The organism is Janthinobacterium sp. 67, from assembly GCF_002797895.1.
GTDB lineage: Bacteria > Pseudomonadota > Gammaproteobacteria > Burkholderiales > Burkholderiaceae_D > Janthinobacterium.
Window position 1 is genome coordinate 3,062,061 of sequence record NZ_PGES01000001.1, and the last position, 14,695, is coordinate 3,076,755.

At 55.3% G+C, this 14,695-nt stretch carries 12 protein-coding genes; all 12 read right to left on the bottom strand.

The features are described 5' to 3' along the window. Positions 1-21: 21 nt before the first annotated feature. The 12 genes from CLU90_RS13735 to rfbA all read right to left on the bottom strand — a co-directional run bounded on the left by CLU90_RS13735 (position 22) and on the right by rfbA (position 14,693). Positions 22-795: a PIG-L deacetylase family protein gene (locus CLU90_RS13735; protein WP_100428180.1), complete on the bottom strand. Its 774-nt coding sequence runs from the start codon at positions 793-795 to the stop codon at positions 22-24. Further along, complete coding sequence (locus CLU90_RS13740; RefSeq protein ID WP_092713998.1) at positions 785-1,639, bottom strand: GNAT family N-acetyltransferase; 855 nt, start codon at positions 1,637-1,639, stop codon at positions 785-787. The genes CLU90_RS13735 and CLU90_RS13740 overlap by 11 nt, the downstream gene beginning before the upstream one ends. Next, positions 1,636-2,016 carry a GtrA family protein gene (locus CLU90_RS13745; protein WP_092714000.1) on the bottom strand — a complete coding sequence of 127 codons (381 nt, stop codon included), beginning with the start codon at positions 2,014-2,016 and terminating at the stop codon, positions 1,636-1,638. Before CLU90_RS13745 ends, CLU90_RS13740 begins: the two co-directional genes overlap by 4 nt. After that, positions 2,013-3,008: a glycosyltransferase family 2 protein gene (locus CLU90_RS13750; protein WP_442906698.1), complete on the bottom strand. Its 996-nt coding sequence runs from the start codon at positions 3,006-3,008 to the stop codon at positions 2,013-2,015. The genes CLU90_RS13745 and CLU90_RS13750 overlap by 4 nt, the downstream gene beginning before the upstream one ends. Positions 3,009-3,070: 62 nt before the next feature. Beyond that, positions 3,071-5,272 (bottom strand): DUF7024 domain-containing protein, encoded by a 2,202-nt coding sequence (locus tag CLU90_RS13755; protein ID WP_139178281.1) that lies wholly within the window; start codon positions 5,270-5,272, stop codon positions 3,071-3,073. A 129-nt stretch (positions 5,273-5,401) separates the two neighbouring features. Next, positions 5,402-5,938: a hypothetical protein gene (locus CLU90_RS13760; protein ID WP_139178283.1), complete on the bottom strand. Its 537-nt coding sequence runs from the start codon at positions 5,936-5,938 to the stop codon at positions 5,402-5,404. Positions 5,939-6,039: 101 nt separating this feature from the next. Next, positions 6,040-7,170, bottom strand: coding sequence for a glycosyltransferase family 4 protein (locus CLU90_RS13765; protein WP_198511211.1), 1,131 nt, complete (start codon positions 7,168-7,170; stop codon positions 6,040-6,042). Positions 7,171-7,179: 9 nt separating this feature from the next. Further along, a complete protein-coding gene (locus CLU90_RS13770; protein ID WP_100428181.1) occupies positions 7,180-11,079 on the bottom strand; it encodes a glycoside hydrolase family 99-like domain-containing protein in 3,900 nt (1,299 codons plus the stop codon). 24 nt (positions 11,080-11,103) lie between these two features. Continuing rightward, complete coding sequence (locus tag CLU90_RS13775; protein ID WP_198511212.1) at positions 11,104-12,453, bottom strand: ABC transporter ATP-binding protein; 1,350 nt, start codon at positions 12,451-12,453, stop codon at positions 11,104-11,106. Next, the gene (locus CLU90_RS13780; RefSeq protein WP_100428182.1) at positions 12,443-13,261 is read right to left on the bottom strand and encodes an ABC transporter permease; all 819 of its coding nucleotides are present in this window, start codon (positions 13,259-13,261) and stop codon (positions 12,443-12,445) included. Before CLU90_RS13780 ends, CLU90_RS13775 begins: the two co-directional genes overlap by 11 nt. Beyond that, entirely contained in the window at positions 13,261-13,809 is a 549-nt protein-coding gene (gene rfbC / locus CLU90_RS13785; protein WP_100428183.1) for a dTDP-4-dehydrorhamnose 3,5-epimerase, read from the bottom strand. The genes CLU90_RS13780 and rfbC overlap by 1 nt, the downstream gene beginning before the upstream one ends. Beyond that, the gene (gene rfbA / locus CLU90_RS13790) at positions 13,809-14,693 is read right to left on the bottom strand and encodes a glucose-1-phosphate thymidylyltransferase RfbA (protein WP_092714012.1); all 885 of its coding nucleotides are present in this window, start codon (positions 14,691-14,693) and stop codon (positions 13,809-13,811) included. Before rfbA ends, rfbC begins: the two co-directional genes overlap by 1 nt. Positions 14,694-14,695 lie beyond the last annotated feature (2 nt).

Below are 14,695 nucleotides of genomic sequence, written 5' to 3' on the forward strand. Positions count from 1 at the left end.
CGAAAATGTCTTCCTTGTCCCTCATGGACGGAATCTGGCAAGTTCCGCCTGCATTTGTTCCCAAGTAAAAAATTTACGCTTCTCGTAGTACAAGGGGCCGGCATGCGGCCGCTCGTCCAAACGCTGCAGGCTGACCGCCTGCAACTCTTGCAAACCATTGAACAAATAATGCGTGAGTACAAATGGCAAAAGTCCAATCCAGGTCACTCGCTGTGACGGATATGCAAGGCAGTAACGCAGAAAACGCAAACGGTTCCGCATCGAAATAACCGACTTCGTGCTTGGACCATTCGCAGGTAGCGGCTTTAAAACCGAGAAAAAAGGCCCAGGACAATTCTTGCCGTTATACAGGGAGAATTGGCGCAGCGAGGCTCCAAGGCCATTTTTATGACTCACATGGGCGGCGACCGCATGCAATGCGTCATGATCATGATGCCCCCCCTCCCATGCTGGGAAATAAATGACATCAATACCCGGGTAGGCTAGCAAAGTGTCTTGCAGCCAGTTGGCTACGCTAAGCATATGGTACGGCAGCTTCGCGTCACCGATACCGAGGAATTCCCCAGCAAAAATCACACCGTCAGGGGGGATACCCAGCGATCCGAGCACACGTAACGATTCTTCGTTACGCGTACTCGCAGGCACAGTCGCGCTCGCACCGTCCGTTAGATAGGCACACAGTACCTGTCGCCCTGCCAGCCGCTCGTTCAGTATCTGCTGGAAGACGCCAAACTCATCGTCTTGATGGGCGAACAGGAAGAGCGCCGTTGATGGCTTCTGGTGGTCAGTAGGCATCAAAATCCAGGAAAGAAAAACCGACGCTACCAGCTTCGAGCTTGTCCATCCGGCCGCTCAGAGAGCGGTAAATGAAATTCAGCGGTGACGGTTTGAAACGATCAGGAATGGCGACATAGGTAGCGCTGCGGGAGATGGCCGCCGGAACCAGGCCGACAAACAGGCGCAATGGCGACATCATCGGCGGCGGACTCAGTATCAACTCGCTGCCATCGACAGGCGGCAGTTCCGCATAAGCGGGCAGCCAGGGCTTGACCGACGGGGCAAAGAACTCCAGCATGCCATGCGAGCGGCGCGCGTGGACGCGGTTCTGCGGATTGGCGCAACGCCAGTTCAGGCTGGCCGCCGAGTGCACGCGCTCGAACTGGCCCAGGGCCTGGCCTGCCACCGCACGCCGCACGGCGCCGATGCCGACCTGCGCCTGCAAGGGTTCCACCAGCTGGAAGCCCAGCTTGCGAATGAAGCCCGGGGTACTGTTGGCATTGGCAACGCCATAGATGGCATCGATGCCCTGGCTTTGCGCCGCTTCGTAGGTCATCTCCGCGAGCTTGGTAAACAGGCCCTTGCCTTGGTAGGTAGGATGCGTCGCGGTATTCAGCGACAGCGCTACCCGCACAAGCTGGCCACCAACGCTGGCCATCGCGGGGATGGTCACATAATGGGCAGCAAGCACATCGCCATCCCAGGCATCGAAGCCAATGACGGAACCATCCGGATTATCGTGATAGAGCCAAGTAAGATAGGCATTGCTGAATTTGTCCACACCAGGAAAACAGGCATTGAACAGCGATACATATTTTTCGATGGCGGCAGTATCGTGCTGAACGGGGGCGAAGGTGATCATTTAAAGACCCAATATTTACTAAGAAGAAAACCGTTCGCAGCAACGAACGGTAGCGAACAAATCTTGCCGAGAATAACGCCCAACCCCATGACATTATCCGACAGATAGACAAACCCCAGCGTAATCACATAATTAATGCCGACGACGACGAGAAAACGGCAGGCTTTCTGCACCGATGCCCTGGATTTGAACGTCAGATTCTGATGAAACAGATAATTCACAATCAAGCCGGCCAGGAAGCCACCAGCAACGGCCAGCGGCGGCGTGAGACCCGCCACCAGCAAGGCTTTCAGGATACCGATATCCACCACGGCGGACAGCACCCCGCCGCCGACGAAAATAGAAAAATGACGCAGCCGCGCTAGCGAAATACTCATTTTTCCTCGCCGATTACTGCTGCGGCACGGCGGCCGCGGCGATGCCATGGCGTTTTGGGTACGGAGTTGATATCAAAGGCAAGGAAGGCCAGAATCAGCTGCAGTCCCATCAGTATCGGCAGGGCCGACAGCATGACGGTACCGGCGGGCGTTGCGGTGCCTTCGCGGGCGGCGGACAGCCAATGGCTCAGGCCATACACCGTGCCAAATCCCGTCAGCAACAAGCCTAGTGGCAATTCGACCGAGGCAATCGAAAGGTCGCGCAAATAATAATTGTAAAAAATTCGCTTCGTGAAATTACGACAATGCTTGATGATAAACTCGCCGACAATCTTCGAGATCTTCAGGTTGCTCACCTCGTCGCCATAGCTGGCGTCCATGGGCACGTCCTGCACGACCGCGCGCAGGGTGTTCAATCGGAACAAGATATCGGTTTCAAAAAAGTAGCGCTTGCTGATTTTATCGAAGGGCAAACGTTTCGCCACGTCGACATGGATAGCCGTATAGCCATTGGTGGGATCGAACAGATCCCAGTAGCCGGAAGAAATTTTCGTCATGAAGGACAGCACGGCGTTGCCGAACAGGCGGATCGCTGGCATCGAGCGGATTTCTTCAAGATCATAGAACCTGTTTCCCTTGGTATAGTCGGCTTCGCCGCGCAAAACAGGGCCGGCAAAATCCGGCACCAGGGCCGGGTCCATCTGGCCATCGCCGTCGATCTTGACGATGACGCCAGCGCCATCGGCAATCGCCGCGCGATAACCGGCCATCACCGCGCCACCGACACCTTGGTTCACTTCATTGCGTAGCACCACTACGCGTGGATCCACATTATGCTTTTCGATGAAGTCGCCGGAACCATCGGGACATTTGTCATCGATGGCGTAAATGCGCCACACTTCTGGCCCGATCGCCGCGATGACTCCCAGTACGTGATTGGTGACGCGGTAGCAGGGAATGACCACGGCAATATGACGGGAATCGCTAAACATATATTTCATAAAATTATCCGAAAAAACTTACACTACAGGCAGGCGATACCGAAGGTTGCAAATCACTTCGGCAAACGCTCGACGCTGATCCTGGAAATCGCAACACCGAGAATGCGGGCGGAATCGGCAGGCTTGAAAACGCCAGACTCGAAGACCAATCGGTCTGTCGGTTTGGATACATTCACCACCAGTTCAATTTCCTTGCCGGCATTGGAAAACGACAATACCTGGACCTGATCGCCAATTTTCAGCCGCAGCGGCGCCTTCAGGTTTTCATCCAGGCTCCAGCCAAACAGCTTGATGCGCAAGTGGCCTTGCAGCAAGCGCGGCAACAGGACTTCGGCGACAGTTTCGCTGCTCCAGGCACCCCACTCTTCCGGCGCATTAAAGCCCGTCAGCAGCAGGCCATTGCCCGGCGCCTGCGCCAAGGCCCATGGTGAAACTTCACCGACACTCAACACGGTTTTAGGCCCGGCCTGGCGCTGGACGGCCGGTACAGCTGCCGCCACTGGCGCACTGGCAACGCGATTTGCAATGGCGATGGCAGCACTTCCGGACTGCAGCGGAATCAGGCGCATCTTGCCCACTGTCAGCGATGCGGCATAGTCAAAGTCCAGTTGATACTCACCATCGAGCACCACCCAGTCGGCACCAGCGATATCCTGTGCCGAGATACGCGCTCCAGCCGCCTGCGTGATCACCTTGGGCGCGTTGCCCAGGCCAAAGAGCAGATACGATGCGCGGCCATAACGCTCTTCCGAGACGACAACGCCCCTGCCTATCTGCTTATCGCCCAACAGCAGGCCCAGCGCACGTCCACTGCGGCTGATCTCGGCAGTGCCATGCAAATGGGAAGCGAGCCATGCGTAGCTCTGTAAACATCCGACGCCCAGGATCAGAAACAGCTGCACAGCCAATATCCGTGGCAGCCATTGACGCCGATAGATGGAGGCGCCCAGGCCGCCGATCAGCACGACAAACAGCAGCATGCCGATGTAGGGAAGCGCCCCCCCAAACGACCATTGGAACCAGTTTTGAGGATTGAAGAACGCGAAAAACAGCGGATTATCCCAAGGGAAGATCTTAAATTTTGGAATAACGACAAACATGCCCAACAAGAGCGCGGCCCCCAGCAGCAGCAAGGTGGCCTTCTTCGCCCGCTCGGACAGCTCGGCAAGGGCAAAAAAATACAAGGCCGGCAACCAGATCAAGGCAGCGCTCAAGTAGCGGCCGTGCAGACGCATGGCCTCGCCCTCGCTCAGTGCCGCTGCGCCGGCCGTAAACCACGCCGTCATGGCCAGGTGCGAAGCGACCATGGTGATGACAAAAATGGCCAGCGCGGTCTTCTCGGGCGTGCTGCTGCTGCGTCGCCGTAAACAGATGACCAGATGACTGGCGCTCCAGACCAGCACCGGGGAAAAAATCAGGGCAATGACAGTCGCATTTCCCAACAGATAATACAAGGCACTGAAAAGCCGACTGAACACAGAGACCTGGGCGACCGGGTTATCCAGATACCGGCCATAAAACTTCAAACCGAGCGCAACGGTAGGATCGAAAGACCAGTTCCCGGTGCTCGCGAAGGCCAGTGAGATCAACACGACATAAGCGGTAAACAGCATCAGTACGCCATTACGCAGCACCTTGGCCAGGCGGCGCGGACCGGCACCCGCTGCCCACAGCAATGGCAAGGTGGCCAGGGCCGCCAGGAGCATGGCCACCGCATGCGGTTTGATTAATATCGCGGTGCCCAATGCCCCGCCAGCCAACACGCTGCCACGCAGGCAGTGCTGCGGATAAACCCGCGCCAATGCAAAGCCGAGAATGGCAGCCAGCAGCATCAGGTCGACTTCCGGCATCACGGCGTACAGATAGATATGCGCCGGAAACAACAGGCAGGCAATAATGCCCGGCAACATGCGCTGTGCGCCAGCCACGGGCAGCACCGTGCGCGCGATCAGCCAGACGGCGGCCAGGTACTCGATGGCATGCAACACGCGATAGGCAGCAAGAAAATGCTCGCCAAACAGGCGTGTGCTGATATGCACCAAGGAAAAATACACAAAATTGGAAACCCGTTGCAAGCCTGGGTCAAGGCTGTACAGCGCGGCTAATTGATTGTTGAACTTACCGCTGATGTAAAAGGCGTATTCATCGGAGGCAAAAATCGGCCCCCCCACGCTGACGGAAAAAATCACGTAGCAGGCAAAAGCGAAGAGCAAGACGGCGGGTATCGATAGTCTCAATCGATTGTTACTGATCATTCTGATTTCATTTTCTGGTCCGCCGCGGTCGACCAGGGCAGGATGTTATTCTTTTCAGCAGTCTGGCGATCGCTGGTAACTGGACGTGCTTAGCTGCCGACAGCCACCATCGGCCGTCGGCACAGCTGTTTAGCCAGCAATAACGAGGATGCTATTCGGATTGCAGGTGGTGGCGGCAGTACCATTGACTTCCAGGACATTGACTTTATATTCGCCTGGTACGGCAGCAGACATATCGATATTCGCTTCCCAACCAGCATCTTGCAGCACAGGATTGTTATGTGCACCGGCAACATCTGGACGTTTCAGGCCACGCTGGGCAGCGGCGTACAGTTTCACTGGACCATCCAGTTCAATAAACACCGGACCCGGGGCTACCGTGGCCTTGACGTCGGCCGCCCAGCCGTTCAAGGAAACTTTGGTCTTGTCTGCGATTTTATTCGACAGGCCGTGTTCGTTACCATTCAGGCGATCAAACGAACATGTTGTCACCGCAGCCAATTCAGCTGGCAGCGATGCGGGACGGGTTACGTCAGCCTTGGTAAAGACTGGCGCGACAGCGGCAGGTGCCGCAGGAGCACCCGCAGCCGGCGCGGCCGGCTCTGTTTTTTCAGAGCAAGCAGACAAGGCCAGAACAACTGCAGTAGTTAAAAGCAAAGATTTCATGAGATTCTCAAATAAAGTTAGGGCCTGAATCCAGGCGGGAGTTTTCTTGTATCGGTCAACAGACAGAAAGGGAGACAGCCTCCCTTTCATTACATCAGCTATTACCTCAAGGCACTACGAATAGTATCCAAACGGTCAATGTAATTCAATCCTATTGGTCGGTAAGCGAATCGGTTTTGCATATGTAGACGCGCCAGGTTACCCATGGCACGGCCTTTTGCGGGCGAATCAACCAATTCAGTCATCAACGCCACCGCCTGGTCGTAGTTCGGGTCGGCCCAAACTTGGTCCTCGTGGTGTGGATACTCATCTTTTTGTACGGGAATGAGCTTGTAATCCACGCTGAACGATACTTCCGGCAACATGAAGTCCATATTGCCCGAATACGCCGTGGCGATGACGGGACGACCCAGCACCATCGCTTCGGCAATGCCGAAACCATAGCCTTCCGATCGATGCAACGACAGGAAACAGTCGCAGCAACGCACGAGATTCTTCACCTCGTTGCTCGACATCACTTGCTGGATCAAGGTGACATTGGCATGCAGGTCAAGGACGTTTTGCTGCAGCGCCGTGAAGGCGGCAGGATTGGTTTCCACGCCGTTGACCTTGATGACCAGATGCGCCTTCGAATATGGACGCTTGGCGAGCAAGGCGCGGAAGGCACGCAACACTCCCTCAGGGTTCTTGCGCGACGAGTAGGAGCGCAGATCATAAAAGAAGAGGAACGTATAGTCGGTCTCCGGAATGGAGAAATAGCGGCGTCCAAGATAAGCGCTCAGGGACACTTCACACGACAGCGGCATGTGGTAAATCGGCTTGCGGCAGACCTTTTTCAGGCCCTCCAGGATAAATTCCGATGGTGCCCATATTTCGTCAAAGCGGTCCAGTTGCGCTGCCCACTCCTTGGGATAGCGCGGCAGTTCCCACAAGGGATAAATGATGTTATAGCCGGACCATGGCTCGTGATAGTTCAGCTGCTTCCACACCTGCTCGACCTCGTTGCCATTGATATGGAACACATTGATCTTCGCGGCGCCATCGCGGAACGACGGCGCCAATTCGGCCTGATCGTCCGCATTGGGCTGTTCCAGCTTGTAGATATCGAGTAATTGCGGCGCCTGTCCAACCTTGCGCAACGAACGGAATGTCGCGCGCACGTGTTCGCCCATGCCAATCGGGGCGTAGGGGTGGCCTACCAGGCAGACGTCGTTGTCGTTTTTCTTATGCATGCTCATTACTTATTTACCATCGTTGTTTTTGCCCAGCAGACGCCCCGCCTCGCGGGCATTGCGCACAGCTTCCAGATACGTATGTCCGAAGCGGCGGTCCGGCTCCAGATAAGCACCCTCGGCCCATTCGTTCCATGCATTGACGAAGACCAGGCGTTCATCACCAAAGTGCTGCTTGCGCGTCTCGTCGATCGTTTCCTCCAGCCAGCCCTGGAACGCGCCCGGTGTCGCATGTTCAAAGCAGAAACTGTTGCCTTGACGGCGAGCCGTATTGTCCCAGCCCGGCATCACCCCTTTGAAACGGGTATAGGCAGGCGCTTCACGGGTGGCATAACGAACGGCCAGGTCGCGATAATCGGCCACGCTGCCGGCAAAGTTCGGATTGAGAATCTCTCCGCTCGGCGCCTTTTGCTCCGCCAGCCCTTGCGGTGGGAACTCGACCGCTGCATCGCAGCCAAAGGTCGATGGATGCGTATTCGAATGCACCAAGTCGAAGGACTCTACCATCGCGATATAAATCTCGCCGATGCCCTGCTCGCGGCAAATGGTACGCCAGCGCGCCGCCGTTTCAGCAAAGTTAGGGAACAGCGTTACGCGATAGATCAGCAATAAAGGCCGGCCATCGATCTTGATATAGCGCGCATCCTTGAAGAAACGGATCAGGTCATTAATGACCGCCTTGTCATCGTCGACCGTGTGCGACTGCGCCATCAACACTTCATGTTCCTGGCCATCCCAGCGGCGTGTCCAGTTCTCGTTCGCCCAGCACAGGCAGAAAGGCAGCTTCGGCTCATCGGATAAAAGCAACTGCTCGACCGGACGCTCGAGCAGGCGATGACCATCGAACCAGTAATAGTAGTAGCAGAAGCCGTGCACGCCATAACGCTGAGCAAGCTCGGCCTGTTGCTGCATGACCTCGATCAGGCGCAAATCGTAATAGCCCAGATCGGCGGGAACGCGCGGCTGGTAATGGCCGACGAAATTGGGCTGCGCCTTGCTGACATTGGTCCACTCCGTGAAGCCCTTGCCCCACCATTGATCATTTTCCACAATCGGGTGATATTGCGGCAAGAAGAAGGCGATCAGACGAGGAATCATGGCGCTATCGAGTGGCGCGGACCATTTCTGCTTCAGCGTCGACAGATTTTTGTTGATGCAGCGCATCTTGAAGGCATTATCGCCATCGGCCGTCGTTTTCGACAGATGATGAATAATGGTGGCAGCCGGATTGTAGTAAATATCATAGCCGGCATCGCGCACGCTCAGGCACATGTCCGCGTCTTCACAATAGCAGGGCAGGAACTCATCGGAGAAACCGCCGATCTTGCGCGCCAACTCGGTCGGCAGCAGCAGGCAGGCGCCGGACACGTAGTCGACACGACGCAGGTAAGAGTAGCGCGGCAGTTGCGGATCGTCATTCAGCCCGATCATCGTCGCTGCACCATCGGGCGTAAATGCCACGCCAGCCTCTTGCAAATGGCCACTTGGATAGACGAAACGTGGGCCTACTGCCCCCACGTTCGGTTTGTTCTTGAAAGTTGCCAGCAAGGTAGCGAGCCAGCCAGCCGTCACTTGCACGTCATTATTCAGATACAGTACGTAACGTCCTTTGACATCGCCCAACACGCGATTGCAATTACGCAAGAAACCCAGATTGCTGTCGCTGCGGCTGTAGCGGATATTCGCCACCAAAGACATCAGCTCCTCGGTCTCGTCCGTCGACGCATCATCGGCCAGAAGCACTTCGAATGTCACATCGTTTTCCACATGCTGCGCAATCGACGCCAGACATTCCAGGGTCAGTTTGACATTATTAAAAACTGGAATAATGATCGAGACATCCGGCATCGATACCACGGCAGGCAATGCGAGGGACTTGGCGGTGCGGCGCAAATCGGCATGCTTGATGTCGATCATGTCGAATGGTGTCGGAGCAACATTTCCAAGACGGTTAGCCTTGACTTGCGCAATATTGGCCTTCACGGCAGCATAGTCCTGCCATTCCCATACGCCGTCGGCAACCGGCAGCGCAGGGTTGCTTACGGCGCTTTTCTGATCGCCGTGCTGCACTGGCGCCGCTGGCTGTGCAGGTACGGCCGGCGCGGCCCAGTTGCGCTGGATCTGCTGGAACTCCAGCCAGCGCTGATAGGCCTCCGAACGCTTCAAGGCAAAGCCGAAGTGACGGAAAACGCCGTTCTTCAAGCGCTGCTTGTTCATTGGCGTCAAAGGCAATGCACGATACGATGCAACGGCCATGCCGAACAATGCCCGGCGCGCTTTGCGCGGAGCTGCCGAGACCTTGCGCAGGGGCGCAGTGATACGCCAGCTACGCGAAGCATGGGTTTGCTCAATTTGTTGCTGCAGCGACAAATTAACGTTGCGTAAGTGATCGTAGTCAGACTTCAGGGAATGATGGTGCGACGCGATCGCATCATGCTCTCCAGACAGGGTAGCGACGCGGTGATCGGCGCTGCCGACGGCCAGTTCCAGCTCCTGGATATGGCACTGATGACAGAATACCTGATGCTTCAACGCATCGACGGCCTGCTCGAGCTCCAGCATGCGGTGCTGCTGTGCCAGTTGCTCCTGCGTGGTCACGGTATGGTGATGCGCCGCGGCCTCTGCCAGCTCGGCCTCGACCATGGACGCGCGTTCGCGCTGTATGGCAGCTAATTCGGCCTCGTGATACCGCAATTCCTCGCGCAGCGTCGCCAGGATATTTTCGCGTTCATGTAAAGTTTCACTCAAAGTCGTTGCATCCATTTGCAATTGCGCATTCTTCTTTTCAAATTCTTCGACCAACATTTGCCGCTCGACCAGTATCCCGTCACGTTCCTGCAATTCGTGGCCAAGCTCCATTACCCGCTGGATGTGCACGTCCAACTGGTGCTCCCTGCTTCGAAGCTGATTATCATGCTCGCTCATGAGCTGCTGCAATTCCGCCAGATGACGATCGCGCTGTTCCACTTTCTGATGCAAGGCACCGATCTCGCCCTCGCGGTCTTTCGCCAGGAACGCGGCGGCATGCTCACGCTGGGACAGGCGGTCAGCCAGGCGCAGGGCAACCAGCATACGATCAAACTCCTGACCCCAGCGAACAATCTCCGCCTCCACCTCTGGCTCGCCGAACGCTCGCTTGCCCATGGCCAAGTCCCTGAGCATGGAATAAATTTCATACACCAATGGCGGGCAACGACCATCAAGCAACAGGTCTTCCGGCGCATAAACGGTATGGCGCAGTTCCTGATCGAGGAACTCATTGAGGTAGTCTTCAAGCGCCCCGGCATCCATCTGCAAATTGAAGGAACTTGCCAGGCGCATCAGCTCCGTATCAGGAGACTGCATGACCTGGTCATAGTCGATCACGACCCTCGGTTTGCCTGCGCTGTATGTCAAGCTTGGAATGACATGACCCAGCCATAGCAGATAGCTCTGTTCGAGTTCCATGGCGTCGCGCTTGGCGAGTGACTGCGCGACACTCAGGGGGTGCCGCAACGCAATAATATAGGAGACATCGATACCGCAATAGGCAAAAACCTCGCGCCAGAATGGCAGCAATTTGGCAATGCGCGGGTCTTTAAAACCAAATAATGGCGCATCGGCCAGCTTGCTGCGCAAGAGTTCAACGGCACGCAAAAAATAACCCTGCTTTTTCAAGGTATCGACATCGGCGGCATTAATGGCTGCCAGGCTACTCCAGGCCCCGCCCAATTCCGCGAGCACTTCATTGTCAAAGGTATTGAGGTCGATATCTTCCCAAAATCCCTTGGCGTTATTCCCTTCGATCGCGGGAATTAATCGTGTTCCTAGGTCGATACCCATAACGCGCAAGCCACGAGTGATCGTGCTCGTACCGCTACGATGCATACCCAGGACAATAAACAGCCTGTTTTTTTTAACTTCTACCATTTCTGCTTTCTTTATACTGTTTATTTATTGCAGTTCTATTTCTGGATAGCAACCAAAATCCACAATTCCCGTAGCCAGATCAGCAGCATTTGATTGCACCCGGAACATGGCAATATCAATCAAGCGATGCAAATAGGTATCGTCCCCACCCAGCTCTCCCGTGACACCGGCATTGAGGAAATAGACGCCAGGATTCAGAGAGCAAGTAAATCGGAATTCCACTTTATACACGGCGCCTGCTGCCACCTTCGCCAGCGCGCCATCGAAAGAGCGGGCGGATGCGGCACCACCGAGTTCGATTCCATTCAAGGTTTTGATCAGCATGCCAAAACGCATGTTGCGAATCTCTTCCTCGACGCGGACAAAATAGACATAACGATATGTCCTGCCACGGATCAGGTTATTCACCTGCTTGTCGCCAAGCGTCCTGATCTCCACCTTTTCAATATAGGCGCCGCGCGATTCATATTCGATCGTGCTGGTCGGCTTCAGTCCACTATCAAAGCTTTCCTGTTCTTCCGCCTGCTGCTCCAGCACCATGGCATGTTCATTGGGCGCAGCATCCGTAGCCGAATTGGAACGGACTTCCTCTGCCCGCCGGATTTGTTCGCGGATGAGGTCTTGCTTGTCGGCCGGCGCATATAATAACTTCTGGTAACGCCCGACGATCTGCTTGGGCGCCCCTTCCAGTAACTTGTCACCCGCATCCATCAGGATAGCGGTATCGCACAGGTCAACGATCGTGCTGCCCGAATGGGACACAAAGAGAATTGTCGCCCCCTTTGCGCGGATCGCTTCGATACGCGCAAAACACTTGCGCTGAAACAGCTCGTCGCCAACGGACAGCGCTTCGTCGACGATCAGGATTTCAGGGTCGACGTTGATGGCCACGGCAAAGGCCAGGCGCACCATCATGCCGCTGGAATAAGTCTTGACTGGCTGTGAAATGAAGTCACCGATATCGGCAAACGCCACGATTTCATCAAATCTGGCATCAATCTCGGCCTCAGTCAATCCAAGCACGGTAGCGTTCAGGTAAACGTTTTCCTTGCCTGTGAACTCGGGGTTAAAACCGGATCCCAGTTCCAGCAATGCCGCGATGCGGCCTCGCGTGGTCACGCTGCCGCCCGTCGGATTGAGGGTGCCGCATATGATCTGTAGCAAGGTCGACTTGCCACTGCCGTTGCGGCCCACAATACCCACGGTCTCGCCGCGCCGAATATCAAACGAGACGTCTTTCAAGGCCCAGAATTCGCGATAATACTTCTTGCGGCTGCGCATGAACATTTGCATCAGGCGGTCGCGCGGCTTGTCGTAAATCTGGAAACACTTGCTCAGATTCTTGACTGAAATTGCAATATCATCACAAGACATCGGCAAATCCTTTCCGTGTCTTTTGGAACCATGCAAAACCCAGCATGGCGATTATCGCGGAAGCGGCCAGGTACATCATCAAGAATCCCATGTCCGGCAAACGCCCCCAGAACAGCACTTCGCGTACCTGCTCTATCACCGGTGTCATCGGATTCAGTTGCAACAAGGGACGGTATTGCTCGGGCAAGCTGCTGGTGCTGTAAAAGATAGGCGAAAGGAACATCAGCACGGTCGTGACAATGCCGATTACCTGAGAAACATCACGCAAATACACACCCAACGATGCAAGCGCCCAGCTCAACCCCAGCACAAACAAAATCAGCGGCAGTATCACCAACGGCAATAACAATACCGTGGCATGCGGCATGCCGAAAAGGAGCAGATAGGCCACCATCCATACTATCAGGCTGATAATGGTATGAAACAGTGCCGAACCCAACGCGACTAAAGGCAGCACTTCCAAAGGAAACACCACCTTCTTGACATAGTTGACATTATTCAAAATCAAACCCGGGGCACGGTTGATGCATTCCGCGAAAAGATTAAAAACGATCAGTCCGGAAAAAAGCACCAGGGCAAATTCGGTTTTTGAATCGCTGCCCCCGGCCCAGCGCGACTTGAACACGACGCTGAAGACAAACGTATATACGGCCAGCATCAGAATCGGATTAAAGAAAGACCACAGGATGCCCATCATGGAACCACGGTAGCGTCCGACCACTTCTCTGCGCACCAGTGCCGAAATCAACGCACGGTTTTTCCATGCGCTTCCCACCAGATGGATGGGCGACGTCGAGAAATTCTGCATCAGGCAAAAACCTGCGCCTGGGTGAACAAGCTGCCTTGCGCATCCTTGGCAGACAGCGATGGCACGGCATCGCCGATTGTCCAGTCGATCTGCAGCGTCGGATCATTCCACGCGATACAACGCTCATGCGCGGGCGCCCAGTAATCGGTTGTCTTGTACAGAAATTCTGCCGTATCGCTCAACACTACAAAACCATGGCCGAAGCCTTCTGGCACCCACAACTGCCTTTTATTTTCGGCACTCAACACTTCCCCCACCCATTTACCAAAGGTAGGCGAGCTTTGACGCAGATCGACAGCGACGTCGAATACGGAGCCACTGACCACCCGTACCAGCTTGCCTTGCGGCTGCTGGATCTGGTAATGGAGGCCACGCAAGACATGCTTGACCGAACGGCTGTGGTTATCCTGCACAAACGTGACAGGACGCCCTACCGCAGCATCAAACTGGGCTTGATTGAAGCTTTCAAAAAAAAATCCCCTGTCGTCGCCAAAGACCTTGGGTTCGAACAGGACAACCTCGGGGATTGCTAAGTGCGTGGCGTTCATTAGTAAACCGTTTCTTTCAATATGCGCTGCAGGTACTTGCCATAATTATTTTTTGCCAGCGGCTGGGCCAATTTCTCCAACTGCTCACCATCAATCCATTGGCGCCGGAATGCAATTTCTTCCGGGCAGGCAACCTTCAGGCCCTGACGGTGCTCGATGGTTTGAATGAAGTTGCTCGCTTCGATCAGGCTCTCATGCGTGCCCGTGTCAAGCCAGGCATAGCCACGGCCCATGATCTCGACATCGAGTTCACCACGCTCCAGATAGATGCGATTGACGTCGGTAATTTCCAACTCGCCGCGCGGTGATGGCTTCAGGCTGGTGGCGATGTCAATGACTTGCGCATCATAGAAATACAGGCCCGTCACCGCATAATTGCTTTTTGGCACAAGCGGTTTTTCCTCCAGACTGGTTGCCCGCCCTGCAGCATCAAAATCAACGACGCCGTAGCGCTCGGGATCCTGGACATGGTAGGCAAACACCGTCGCGCCGGAAGTGCGCGCAGAAGCATGTTCGAGCTGGCCCTGCAAATCATGTCCATAAAAAATGTTATCACCCAAGACCAACGCGCTGGGCGATCCACCAAGGAACTCCTTGCCGATGATGAAAGCCTGTGCCAGGCCGTCAGGGCTGGCCTGCACGGCATAACTGAGGTTGAGACCCCAGCTACTGCCATCACCCAGCAATTGCTGAAAACGCGGCGTATCCTGCGGCGTCGAGATGATCAGAATTTCCCTTATCCCGGCGAGCATCAAGGTGCTCAAGGGATAGTAAATCATCGGCTTGTCATAGATAGGCAGAAGTTGCTTTGAAACAACCTGCGTGACTGGATAAAGGCGGGTGCCTGATCCGCCTGCCAGAATAATACCCTTACGTTGACTCATGA